6 protein-coding genes are annotated in these 12,759 nt (G+C 69.4%); 2 read left to right on the top strand and 4 right to left on the bottom strand.

Annotated elements, in window-relative coordinates; all coding sequences use genetic code 11:
- The first annotated feature begins 128 nt into the window (after window positions 1-128).
- Window positions 129-1,055, top strand: coding sequence for a hypothetical protein (locus JFC09_RS05175; RefSeq protein WP_198392947.1), 927 nt, complete (start codon window positions 129-131; stop codon window positions 1,053-1,055).
- Here JFC09_RS05175 and JFC09_RS05170 read toward each other — a convergent pair.
- Window positions 994-3,048, bottom strand: coding sequence for an ATP-dependent helicase (locus JFC09_RS05170; protein WP_198392946.1), 2,055 nt, complete (start codon window positions 3,046-3,048; stop codon window positions 994-996). The genes JFC09_RS05175 and JFC09_RS05170 overlap by 62 nt on opposite strands.
- The gene (nudC, locus tag JFC09_RS05165; RefSeq protein WP_232483198.1) at window positions 3,045-4,100 is read right to left on the bottom strand and encodes an NAD(+) diphosphatase; all 1,056 of its coding nucleotides are present in this window, start codon (window positions 4,098-4,100) and stop codon (window positions 3,045-3,047) included. Before nudC ends, JFC09_RS05170 begins: the two co-directional genes overlap by 4 nt.
- 70 nt (window positions 4,101-4,170) lie before the next feature.
- Here nudC and JFC09_RS05160 point away from each other — a divergent pair, with 70 nt between their 5' ends.
- A complete protein-coding gene (locus JFC09_RS05160) occupies window positions 4,171-5,412 on the top strand; it encodes a phosphotransferase (RefSeq protein WP_198392945.1) in 1,242 nt (413 codons plus the stop codon).
- Window positions 5,413-5,459: 47 nt separating this feature from the next.
- Here the strand turns inward: JFC09_RS05160 and JFC09_RS05155 are convergent, their stop codons facing one another.
- Window positions 5,460-9,161, bottom strand: a complete 3,702-nt coding sequence (locus JFC09_RS05155; RefSeq protein WP_198392944.1) for an ATP-dependent helicase — start codon at window positions 9,159-9,161, stop codon at window positions 5,460-5,462.
- Window positions 9,158-12,637: a UrvD/REP family ATP-dependent DNA helicase gene (locus tag JFC09_RS05150; RefSeq protein WP_198392943.1), complete on the bottom strand. Its 3,480-nt coding sequence runs from the start codon at window positions 12,635-12,637 to the stop codon at window positions 9,158-9,160. The genes JFC09_RS05155 and JFC09_RS05150 overlap by 4 nt, the downstream gene beginning before the upstream one ends.
- Window positions 12,638-12,759 lie beyond the last annotated feature (122 nt).

The following is a 12,759-nucleotide window of genomic DNA, read 5'->3' as shown; positions in this document are numbered from 1 at the left end:
CGCGCATCGCGGTCCTGCCAGGGGATCTCACCTTCCGGTGCTTTGTGTCCACAGAGTTTTCCACAGGACCCGCGGAGCTCTTCCGCAGGCCGCTCCACCTCTCTACGGTGAGGGGCGAGGAGGCCCGCATGCTGCAGTTCCACAGAAGCGTCGCACTGGTGCGCAGGACGGATTCGAGTGTCCAGTTCGGCATCGACGACCCCGTGCTCATCGATGGGCTCACGCCGGCAGATTTCGACCTCATCGACCGGCTGTGCAGGGGATGCGACGGGGAGGAGTATCTCGGCGAAGCGGAACGGCGGGGAGTCAGCCGTACACGGGCGATGTCCCTGCTCGACCTCCTCATGGAAGCGGGCGTTCTCGCCCCTGCGGAGGCCGCCGCCGGCGGGCCGGTCGTACGCGACTTCGCGGAGTCGTTCGCCGCGATGCACGGGCTGGGGCCGGTCGCGGCGTCCAGCGCGATCCGGTCGTGTCACGTGTTCGTCCTGGGCCACGACGCGTCGATCGCCGCGGAGGCCCTCACCGAAACCGGCTTCGAACCGGTCATCGTGGACTCCGTCGAGCAGGCCATCGAAGCGGGCGCCACACGTGGGATCACGGTCCTCATGAGTCGCTGCACCGCGAACGTCGGTGATGCCTCCCGCCTCTTCGCGGAGGACGCGGACCATCTGTCCGTGAGGATCGGCGACGAACGGGCGGACCTGGTACCCGTGCGACCGGGGATCACACCGTGCACCACCTGCGCGGTCCTGCACACGCGGGACGACGACGGCGGCTGGTTCAGCGCCTGGCAGCAGCTCTCCGCACGATCCCGTCATGCGCTCGTCGACCCGCTGCTCATCCGCTCTGCGGCGACGGAGGCCGCGCGGCTCCTGCGGGCCGCAGCGGTGGGGATCGCGGAATTCGGCCCCACCATGCGCATCGATGCACGGACCGGGCAGCGCTCCCAGGGCGGCGCGTCCTTCCACCCGGACTGCGACTGCCGCATCCCGCTCAGCCCGAACGGTGCTCCCGGACCAGTGCGAGAAGCTCGTGCCCGAACTGCTCCAGCTTGATGGGACCCACACCGCTCACGCGGCCGAGGTCGTCGAGGCTCTCCGGCACGCGCTCCGCGATCTCCCGGACGGTTGGCATGCTGAGGACGAGGAAGACCGGCATCCGCAGTTCGGTGGATTTCGCACCCCGCCAGTGGATGAGGGCTTCGAGGACCGCCTCGTCGACATCGGCGGGACACTGAGCACAGCGTCCGCGGTTCCTGTCCGCGCGGGTGGTGAGCAGAGCACCGCAGACGCGACAGCGCACGGGGGCTGCCACGGTCGCCTTGCGCGCGGGGGCATCCGGTCGGGTGGGCCGCCCCGCCTGGACCTCACCGATGAAGCGTGAGGGCCGCCGCCCGATCCCCGCACCACCTCGACGGCCCTTCGACCAGCTGATCGACAGCACGGTCCGCGCACGTGTGACAGCGACGTAGAAGAGCCTGCGCTCTTCGTCGATCGCGTCCGCCGTCTCCGCATAGCCGATCGGCATGAGGCCCTCGGAGACACCGACGAGGTGCACGCTCTCCCATTCGAGGCCCTTGGCGGCGTGGACTGACGCGAGCGTCACTCCGTCGATGGTGGGCGCGAACTGATGTTCGGCCCGATCTTCGAGGTCGGCGATGAAGGCGGCGAGGGGCACCGGGAGCTCCGTCTCCGCCTGGCTGTCCTCCGCGAGGCCCACGAGCGCGGACAACGATTCCCACCGTTCGCGCACCGATCCCTGTGCCTGGGGAGCGGTCGTCGCCCACCCGATCGAAGAGAGGATCTCCTTCACCTGGACGTCCAACGGGTCAGAGCCGCCGCGGTGGGACGCGGCCCGCATCACAGCGATCGCCTCCTTCACCTCGCGACGGGCGAAGAAGCGCTCACCGCCGCGCAGGACGTAGGACACACCGCGGGCACTCAGCGCCTCCTCGAACGCCCGGCTCTGTGAGTTCGTCCTGAAGAGGATCGCGATGTCCGAGGCACGGCGGCCCGCTTCGACCTCACCTGCGATCCGTGACGCGACCGCATCCGCTTCCGCCCCGTCGTCAGCGTATTCGGTGAATGCGGGCGGCGGGCCCGTCCGGTTCGTGCCGATCAGTTGGATCGGTGAGCGCCCCGTGCGTCTCAGGACGGAGTTGGCGACCCCCACGACCGGTTCGGCGGATCGGTAGTTGCGCACGAGGCGCACTTCACGCGACGACGGGAACTCGATCGGCATGCGGCGGAGGAAGCGGTCCGTCGCTCCCGCGAACGAATAGATCGTCTGCGCGGGGTCCCCCACGACGCACAGGGCATCCCGACGTCCCAGCCACCGCATGAGGAGGTCGTACTGGAGAGGGCTGACGTCCTGGAACTCGTCGACCACGAAGCTGCGGTACTGCCCGTGCACCTGCGCTGCGATGTCCTCGTGGGTGCCCAGCGCTCCGGCCAGCACCAGGAGGACGTCCTCGAAGTCGAGCACCCGCCGCTCCGTCTTGAGTTCCGAGTAGCGGTGCATGACCCGTGTCATCGCATCGAGGTCGACACCTTCGGGGAGCGCACGCTTCCCCGACCGCTCCACGTAGTCGTCGACCCCCAGGAGTGTGACGGCCGCGTATTCGATCTCTGCGGCGACGTCCCTGATGGTCTCCCGCTCCGGTGCGATGCCGACGGCCTGCATCGCGTGACCCACCAGTGTCGACTTCTGAGGGAGGAGCTCCGGGAACGGCCCGTCGGAGATCTGCGGCCAGAAGAAGCGCAGCTGCCGCAGCGCTGCGGAGTGGAACGTGCGCGCCTGCACCGACGGTGTGCCCAGCGCTCGCAGCCGCGACCGCATCTCGCCGGCCGCCTTCGTCGTGAAGGTGAGCGCGAGGACGTGACGGGGGTCTGTCACTCCGGTCGCCGCCTGGTAGGCGATGCGGTGGGTGATGGCCCGGGTCTTGCCGGTGCCGGCGCCCGCCAGCACGACGAGCGGGCCTCCCGCGTGTTCGGCGACTGCGCGCTGCTCCGGGTCGAGTCCGGTCAGCAGGGCGTTGCCACGAGTCATCGTGAGGCCGGCGTCGGCCCGTCGGTCCCCGGTGCTTCGCCGGTGCCAACCGTGTCGTCCCTGTCCAACCAGCCGTAGAGGATCTGACCCGCGATCGACACGGTCGTGGGGACGGTGACCTGTCCGGCTTCCATCGCCGCACGCAGCTGCGGACGCGTGAACCAGCGCAGGGCGGTGATCTCGTCTTCGTCCGCGGTCGTCGACATCGTGTCCGACTCCGCAGTGAAGCCGAGCATGAGCGATGCGGGGAACGGCCACGGCTGGGAACCCACGTACCGCGGTGACCTCACGGTGATGCCCGCCTCTTCCTGGACTTCGCGGATCACGGCCGATTCGAGGGTCTCCCCCGGTTCGACGAAACCCGCGAGCAGCGAGAAGCGGTCTTCCGGCCACATCGCATTCGACCCCAGGAGCAGATGCTCCTCCCCGCTCGGCTCCGTGTGCACTACGGCCATGATGACTGCGGGGTCCGTGCGGGGGAAGTGCTCACTGCCCACGTCCGGTTCGCGGCGGACCCAGCCGGACTGCACGAGTTCGGTGGGTCGACCGTTCCGCGGCGAGTGCGTGTGCGCCATGTGCCAGTTGCCCAGCGCGATGAGTGAGGTCGCCAGCGCGACATCACGGTCACTCAGCTCTTCGCCGAGCTCACGCAGCGGTGTCCAGACGGGTTCCGTCGCGTCGATCCCGCCAATCGGGTCGGTGAGCCAGGATTCCGCATCCCTCGCCTGTTCGTCGCTGAGGCTCCGGTCCAGTTCACTGCGGCCTTCGTCCAGCAGTGCGGCGCCGATGAAGTGGTTCCCGTCGACGTCCGCTCCGAGGTAGAAGTGGAACGCTTCTGCGGGTACCTGGTCCTGTGTGAGGAGGTGGAGGCCCCCGCGCGACACGAGCATGCTGCCCCGATGGCCCACGACGGCATGCGCCCGCCCCGTCTGCCACACCGCTTCGATCCCCGCCGCGCGCATGCGGTGGTTCCGGTCGATGGCGGTTCTGGACAGACTGGCGGGGGGCAGCATCGGCAGGGGCTTCATGCTCGTCACGATACCGAAGACCATGGACACACCTGGTCTCATCGGCCCGGCGCGTGGTCGCAGCAGGTAAGTTGGAGGAGTGGATACCGCAGGGATGAGGATCACCGCCGTCGCAGCGACCATGCTCGACGGGTTCGAACCGAGCTCCTGGACGCGACTGCCCGGCTCGGATGCCGACCGCGTCCTCGTCACGGACGGGGATCGGACGTTCATCGTCTCCGTCGCGACGCAGGACCGTATCGCCGCAGCGCAGGCGGAGAGGATGGCGTCGACGGCGCTCTACCCCCTCCTCCCCCCGGACGCACCGACGATCCCGCGGTTCGAGGCCGCGCGCACCATGGACGGTGCGGCTGTCGGACATGAAGGCGAGGTCGCCGTCATGATCTCCGATCCGATGCCGGGACTGCCTCTGTCCACGTCGATGTTCGAGGAGCATCCGCCGCTGGTCGAGTCCCTCGCGCAGGCCGTCGCGGCGGTCCACGCGGCCGACCCCGGGCCGATCGCGGATGCGGGACTGGTCGTGGAGGAATCGGCGGAGACGCGTGAACGGCTGCTCGCCGACCTCGATTCCGCGGCCTCGACCGGCAGGGTTCCCGCAAGCCTCCTCAGCCGCTGGGAGAACGCCCTCGAGGACGTCTCCTCGTGGAGGTTCCTGCCCGTTCCCGTCCACGCCAACCTCGGGCCTGATGCACTGTGGGTCTCCGACGACGAAGTCGTGGGGATCGGCGACCTGGCGCGGCTCCGGGTGGGCGATCCGGCCGCAGACCTCGCCGCCGTGTCGTCGATGCTGAGCCCGGAGGACTTCGAACGGTTCTTCCGCACCTACCGGTCACGCAGGGATCCCGACGATCCGGGGCTGCGCCGCCGCGTGGGCTTCCACGCGGAGATCACCGTCCTCGAGTGGTTGCTGGCGGCTGTCGCGGCTCAGGACGACGACGCGATCGAGGACGCGGCGCACCTCCTGGAGGCGCTGGCCGGGGTCACCGATGACACCGACGACGCGCAGGCCGACGACGTCTCGTCGGAGGCCGATACGTCCGCCGTTCCGTCCCACGCCGTCGGACGCGCGGAGGACGACGCATCCGGCGACGTCGAGGCCACCGACGGTTCTGCCGAGGACGATTCGTCAGAACCCGTCGAACCCTCCGAACTGATCGAGCGGCCTGAGGGTGGCTCGGGGTCAGGTGGGCACGCGGGGCCCCGTGAGGTCTTCCGCCCGAGTGCCCGGATCGAAGCCGGCGTCGACGAGGACGGGATCGCGACGGAGAGCCTCGACACGTCCGAATTCCACGTGCGCGACGTGCATCCGGACGATCGCTCCGACTCATCGCAGTAACCGACCCTCAGCGCTGCAGCCGCACTCCGGCTGCGTGGCGGCCGCTCTCAGCCGCGCGTGTCCGGCGCGCGCTTCTGAGTACCGACCATCCAGGCGACGATCTCCGCTTCGTCCGGCAGCGACTGCGGCCGCCATGTGTCGTCCGACCCGACGAAGAAGAACTCCGCATCCACATGTGGGACATCTTCGAAGCGCGGCATCCTCTGCAGTGCCAGTCGGTACATCGCGAGCTGGGTGGCCATCGCATCGAGTCTCTGAGGATCCTGGGGCAGCCGTCCCGTCTTCCAATCGACCACGAGCAGTCCGCCGTCCGCTTCCCGGAAGACGGCGTCGATCTTGCCGGGCACGTGCAGGGGGGCGGCACCCGTGTCGAGGACGAGTTCGAAGGAGAGTTCGACCGCTTCCGGTGACCGCGTCGCGTAGGGCGATTCCAGGAACACGCCCCGAAGCGCCTCGAGTCTCTCCTGCAGCGCGGGGATCCCTCGGACGGCTGACGCCTCCGGCTCGACGTCGATCAGCGCCGCCTGCCCGTAGTGCTGTTCGACCCAGGCGTGGAATGCGGTTCCCAGATCGGCACTGATGCTCGGTGGTTCCGGCATCGGGCGTCGCATGTCCTTCCACCAGTCCTCTTCGTGCGCCCGCAGACCCACCAGCGCGGTAGCGGAGACCCGTCCGGGCAGGATCCGCTCGTCACGGTCCCCCACAGCATCGTCCTGCAACTGGATCGCCCGCTGCGCGAGTGCACGGATGTGAGGGTCCGTGGCGTTCGACGTCATGTCCTCGAGGGTGGGTCGGTCGCGACCCGCACGCATGACGGCGCGGACGAGCTCAGCACGCCGTTCCACGACCTCGAGCGGATCGAGGGTCGGCCACGTGGCTTCTTCTCCCCTGCTCACATCGAGTTCGTCGGCCTCCGGCAGCTCAGGAAGGTCGACTCCCATCTCGTCCGCGACCTCGGTGAGGAACGGCCACGTCTCGACCGGCCTCTTCCGCGTCACGGTGAACCGTGACGCGGACACGAAGAGGTGGCTGCGTGCCCGGGTGAGTGCGACATAGGCCAGCCGGCGCTCCGCAGCCAGGTGGTGCTCATCGAGCAGGGTCGACAGCGGCCCTCCCCCGGCCACGCGCTCCTCGAAGTCCTTCGGGCTCTCGAGGTCCATCGTGCGCAGGTCGAACGAGGGCAGCCCGGAGGAATCACCGCGCAGCGAGTAGGGGAGGCCACCCTGCGACAGCCAGCCGTCGCGTGGAGTGCGTTTGCTGGGAAGGCCCTCGTCGTGCAGGAACGGCACGGCCACCGCATCGAACTCGAGTCCCTTCGATGCGTGGACGGTCATGATCGTGATCGCGCCGGGCACCGGGTCGACCGGGACATCGTCGATCTCGTCGGCGTCCTCCAGGAGGCGGGCCCATCGGAGGAACTCGACCGGTCCTCCCGCAGGGTCCTCTCCCGCGAAGCGGGACACGAGCGAGAGGAGCCCGTCGAGTGCCCGCGTATGGACGTCCGCGTAGGCCGGGGCGAGCGACGCAACCTCCGTGTCGATGCCTGCTTCGCGGATGACAGCGCGCACGAGTCCCGGAAGCGTGAGGTTCGTGTGGCGGAGGCGGCGCAGCGTCCGTGCCAGTCCGACGAGTCGGCGGGTGCCCTCCTCTGTGAGGGAACGGATCGCACGCAACTGGTCCGACGTCGCTGCCGTCGTGTCGGAGCCGGTTCCACCCGCGGTCGGAGCTCCTCCCTGCGACGTAATCGTCAGGAACTCATCGAGGCCTTCGACGAGTCCCACGCGCTCCGTGCGTGCACCGCCGGGCACTTCAGGATCCGGCAGCTCGATCGCACTGGCTCGTACGAAGGACGAGAAGGCAGCGAGGTCCGCCGCACCCAGCCTGATCGTGCGCCCCGACAGCAGGCGCATGAGCACATCGCCCGCATCCGGGTCGCCCAGGGCTTCGAGGACGGCGATCGCATCCGCGACGAACGGGTCGTCGAGCAGGCCGCGGGACCCGACGACATCGACGGGGAGGTCCTCTGCCTGCAGCGCCGCAGCGACGGGGCCGAACCCGGACCGGGCACGGCACAGCACTGCGAAGGTCGGCAGGGGCTTCGCTCGCGGGGCCCTCCGCCCGGCGGCCTCTGCCTCTGCACGGCGGTCGGCTTCGCGACGCTCGTGCTGAGCGAGGAGTTCGGTGCGGACGTCGAGCATCCACGTGACCAGCGCCTGCAGCTGTGTGGGCTGGTCCTCGCGGTCGGGGTCGGTCAGGGCGCTGTGGGTGAGCGACACGCGGACGCTCCCCTCACCTGTGCCCGGCCGCGGCTGCAGTCCCACTCGTTCGTCCACGGTGGGCAGCCCGGAGGCGATCCGATTGGCTGCGTCGAGGATCGCCGAGTCATTGCGCCACGAGATCGTGAGGCCGAACTTCTGTGCGGGTTGACCGTGCGGACCGCGGAATGCGGACGGGAACGATTCGATGTTGTCCGCGCTTGCGCCCCTCCACCCGTAGATCGCCTGCCGGGGATCCCCGACTGCCATGACGGCGTGTTCGCCGAAGATCCGTTGGAGCATGAGGAACTGTGCGTACGACGTGTCCTGGAACTCGTCCAGGAGGACGATGTCCCAGCGGGATCGCTCCGCTTCCAGCGCTTGGGGACTCTCCTCCATGATCCGGTGTGCGAGTGCGACCTGGTCGGAGAACTCCAGTCCGCCGTTCTCCGCCTTCGCCTCCGCGTAGCGACGGGCGAGCTCCACCAGTCGCCGTTTCGTGAGGAGCCGCTTCGCGAGGACGTCGTCATGCGCTTCGAGGACCGGGCGCATCCGCTTCCGGATCTCCGTGCGTCCGACCCGGTCCGCTGCGTCGTAGTCGCCGGCCAGTGCACGTGCCTCTTCCGCGAACAGCGTCTTGGCCGCCTTGTCCGCGTATATGCCGGACCGCTTGGACACGATCTTCTTCGCGACTCCACGGAGGTATTCCGACGTGCACAGCGCGGTGAGGCACTCCTCCACGTATGCGTCGATGGCGTCGAAATCGACCAGGTGGTCGCCCATCTCAGACAGCAGTCCCGACACCCATGACCCCATCGTCGACCTGCTGTTGTCGAGGACGTCCTCCCGGGATGCTGCGTCGAGGACCCGGTCGATGAGCGCCTGCCGGGCCGCCGCGTCGATGACGCCTTCGTCGCCTTCGAGACCGATCCCCATGCCGTGGTCACCCACGAGTGCCGCCGCGTAGGAGTTGTACGTCGAGACCGTCGGGAGGTCGAGCCCCGGCAGGGTCTCCGTTGCGGACCCGCTGCCCTGTTGCGCACCGAGCGTTCTGCGGTAGCGCGCGAGGTAGTCGCGCACGCGACTGTTGAGCTCCCCCACGGCCTTCCGAGTGAAGGTGAGACCGAGGATGCGTTCAGCGGGAACAGCGCCGTTCGCCACCAGCCACACGACGCGCAGGGAGATCACGGCGGTCTTCCCCGACCCTGCGCCGGCGATGACCGCTGCGGATCTGTCCACGGGCGACTCGATGATCCGGCACTGTTCGTCAGTGGGCGGATCAACGTCCAGCAGGGCGGCGAGTTCCCGTGCACCGATCAAGCGGCGGCTGGCTCCGCCCGCGTCGCCACCGTCCAGAGGTCCGGCACCGGACCGGTCGCCCAGTGTCTGCGCGCTCGGGGACTGAGTGTCCGTGGTCTGCGGAGCCGGGGTATGCGGAGCCCTGATCTGAGAGTCCGAGGCCGGGGTGTCCGAAGGCGTCGAGGCGTGGGTCACTGGTCGTGTCCTTCCGGGACGGTGGTGGCGATCGCGGGGCACGACGTCCGCACGGGGCAGTATGAGCAGTGGGGACCTGTCACGGCGGTGAAGGACGGCTGGCGCATCCCGTCCGCGGCGCGGCCGATCATCTCGCCCGCCAGCGCGTGCGCGTCGTCGCCCGCTTCCATCGCCGGCTGCTCGCGGAGATATCGGGGCACTCCCTTCACCCGTCCTGTCGTCCCGCGCAGATGCACGATCTGTGCGCCCGCCGACGGGAGCGCCGAAGCTGCGCTGTCGACGGCTCCGTCGACCAGCAGGTCCCCTTCCGTGACGGCGTACTGGTACACGAGGAGCTGCGGGTCCTCGACGATCCCCGAGGCGGTCGGCACCTTGGCCCCGGTCTTGAAATCGACCACCCGGACGCGGTCCCCCAGCACTTCGAGGCGGTCGATGCGGCCTGTGATCGTCCACGGGCCGCCGTCCGCACCCGGCGGAGCCGATGCTGTGACGGCGACTTCACGGAGCACGGCGGTGTCGGCACCTGCGGCAGTGAGTGCGGCACGTTCGTCCCGGCTCGTCGACAGGTAGTCGCACAGCGTGTCGATCATCGACTCCACGTCGTCCCGCAGTTTCTGCCTCTCCCACTCCGACGGCAGCTGTTCCATGTCGAAGGTCTCGTCGAACTCCTGCAGCATGGCGGCCCTGTCCGGTTCCGTATGATGCTCTGCGATCGCGTGGACGACGGTTCCCATGGCGGCCGCTGTCGTGTCTGCTGTCCGCCCCCCGCTCTCCACGAGGAACCACTGCAGAGGACAGGTCGCGAAGCGCTCGACCTGGGACGGACGGATGCGCACGCGCTCGTCGGCGCTGCGCGCCGGAGCGTCGGAGGACACGGTGAACCATGTGCTCCACGTCTGCGGGTCCGCTTCTCTCATCCCCGCATCCGCGAGTGCCGCGATGAGCTGTGCCCATTCATCCGGCTGCTCCGCCAGCAGGAGGTGCTGCCGGGCGACGCCGACGACGTCCCGCAGGCGCGCGGGAAGCGCGGGACCCGAGGCTCCGCTCGGTTCGTCCTCGCCGGACGACCGGTCCGTCGTGTCGCCCTCGGTCAGTCCTTCGTCCGTGTAGGCACCGCAGAGGTGGTGCAGGGCGCTGGGACTGGATTCGCCGTCGTCCACGGCACAGACGATCACTTCGTCACGGGCACGGCTTGCGGCGGCGAGGAAGAGGCTCGCCTCATCACGGATCGTGCGCATGCGTCTGCGTCGCACGTCCTCCCCCGGCGCGTCGACTACGGAGGCGGCCTCCGGGTCGTTCAGTTCGTCGATGAGATCGTCGGGGTGGAACGCGTTCCTGCGGATGCGCGGATTGGGCCACCTGCCTTCGTCGACGTCGACGACGACCACGCGGGAATAGTCACGGTGCGCGGTGCCCGCGGGCGAATCGACAGTGAGGAGGTCGAGCGAGTCCCGGCGGCCCAGGGAATCCTGGGCGTACACCTGGTCGAGCACGCGTCTGGCGAACGCCTCCGCACCCAGCCCCACGGTGTCCTCCGTCTTCGTCGCGAGCGCGAAGAGCCTCACGACCGCGTCCAGGCGCTCTCTCAGTGGCGACCGCGGATCCCTCAGCACGGCTTCCCGCCATGTGTCCGCGACACCGGTCGCCTCCCACAGCGCCCACAGTGCTTCGTGCGGGCCCGCGTCGCGCACCTTCGTGCCGAGCGCCAGCAGCATCGCGGCCTTGGCCAGCGGAGCGGGGAGCGCATCCGCTGGGGCGGTGTCGATCCAGTGCAGAAGAGGATCCGCCGTTGCGCGCCCGTCCGTCGTCGGCTCCTCCCCCGTCGCCTGCTCCTCCGCTGTCGCCGCCCGCTCCGCCGCTGTCCTCTGGTCCTCCGGTGTGCGTTCGGCCGCCGCACGCACGGCCTGCCGCTGCAGACCGCGTAGGGCGAGTGCGTCAACACTTCCGTAGACGCCGGTGAGGAGGTCATCCAGCAGTGCGGAGCGATCTTCTGCATCGTCCAGATCAGCGGTCAGGAGGGCGAGCAGGGGAACGGACGCGGGGTCGGCTGACAGGGGGAGGTCCGTCGATTCGACGGGAAGGCCCAGCGCCCCCAGTTCCGCTCGCAGCGCGACCGCGGTTCCACCGGTTCGAGCGATGACGGCCATGTCTGAGAAGTCGACATCGTCGTCATGGTGCCAGCCGCGGATGATCGAGGCCACGTGGCGAGTCCGTTCCGCGGCAGAACCGTGCACGAGCACCCGTACCTTCGAACGGGCGGCCGCAGGCTGATCCAGCGCATCAGCAGCCGCACCGCCGTCCGCATCAGCAGCCGCACCGCCGTCTGCCGCACCACCGTCTGCAGGGACGTGCCCCAGGCCCAGGTGGGCGGAGATCCGCCGCGACAGCGACAGGCAGAGGTCGCGCGCCGGTCCTTCTCCCCGCGCATCAGCCGCGTGTGCGGGGAGCGCGAAGAGGGCGTCCGGTCCGTGAGCCTCCCGCACCGTCGCCGCCCAGAGCGCCAGCAGACCGCCTCCTGCACCGCGGAACCCCTGTGTCGACGAATCGGGGCATCCGAACACGGCGACACCGCAGCCCAGCGCGCGCAGCCCGTCGAGCAGTCCGACGACCGCGTCCGGCACGTCCTGGGCCGCGTCGACGAGGATGCAGCGGGGCACGGTCTCCCCCGAGAAGGTCCATGTCCCCCCGGCCGCCGTCCCGTCGGCACGTTCATCGTCGAGGATCCCCACGGCGGTGGCGATGACACTGGACGTGTCGATCCCGCCGTAACCGGCGAACGCACGCGTGACGTCGCGGTAGTCCTGCAGTATCCGTGCGAGTGCACCCCACTCCGCGCGGTCCCTCCGGAGCGCAGCGGCTTCGATGTCCACGGGTTCGATGCCCCGCTCGAGCACACGATCGAGTGCATCCCGCAGCTGATCGCGGAACGAAACCGTCGCCGTCATCTCCGGGGTGAAGCCCTCCGGCCACCCCGGATCCGGCGCGCGCCCCTCCTCATAGCCTTCCATGAGGGAGGCGAGGACCGCATCCTGATCCGCTCCGGACAGGAACCGCATGGGCTCGCCCTGCCGGACCGCACTGTCCGCAGCGACGATGCCGAAGGCGTACGACTGCACGCTGCGCGCCCCCGCGCCCCCTGTGCGCACGGCGCGCGCGCCGGCCGTCAAACGGTCGCGCAGCGCATCCGCGTGCGCACGATTGGGTGTGAGGACCAGGACGTCGTCCGGCGAGAATCCGTGCATGTCGAGAAGTTGGGAATGGGCGTCGACGAGTGTGCGGGTCAGACCCGATCCCGGAGTCCCGACCACGGTGGCGCTGCGGCCGTGTGCGAGCGATTCCGACACGCCCAGTGCGGTCGCCGCACGATGATCGTCGCGGGTGGGAATTCGCTCTCCCCCGCCGTGCGCCGCGGAGTGCCCCGCGGTGGTGGCCCCGGCGCGGGTCCCCGTCCTGTCGTCCCCTGTCGTTGCACGCATGACCTCATTGGACCACGCACCACGGACACGACGCCGCAGCACCATCCGCGCACGCCCGGACACAGCCTGGGCATCCCCGGGATGAGGGCGACCTCGACACGACTGACTGAACGGCTGATTCA

The sequence above is a fragment of the Brevibacterium yomogidense genome (genome assembly GCF_016107685.1).
In the GTDB taxonomy this organism is placed as follows: Bacteria; Actinomycetota; Actinomycetes; order Actinomycetales; family Brevibacteriaceae; genus Brevibacterium; species Brevibacterium yomogidense.
The sequence above is the reverse complement of the archived record's forward strand: the minus strand, read 5'-3'. Positions and strand labels throughout refer to the sequence as shown.

What these genes read in the sequence shown, in the direction of transcription:
- JFC09_RS05175 (WP_198392947.1), top strand. Translation starts at nt 129, where the DNA reads ATGCTGCAGTTCCACAGAAGCGTCGCACTGGTGCGCAGGACGGATTCG.
- JFC09_RS05170 (WP_198392946.1), bottom strand. Translation starts at nt 3,048, where the DNA reads ATGACTCGTGGCAACGCCCTGCTGACCGGACTCGACCCGGAGCAGCGC.
- nudC (WP_232483198.1), bottom strand. Translation starts at nt 4,100, where the DNA reads ATGGTCTTCGGTATCGTGACGAGCATGAAGCCCCTGCCGATGCTGCCC.
- JFC09_RS05160 (WP_198392945.1), top strand. Translation starts at nt 4,171, where the DNA reads ATGAGGATCACCGCCGTCGCAGCGACCATGCTCGACGGGTTCGAACCG.
- JFC09_RS05150 (WP_198392943.1), bottom strand. Translation starts at nt 12,637, where the DNA reads ATGCGTGCAACGACAGGGGACGACAGGACGGGGACCCGCGCCGGGGCC.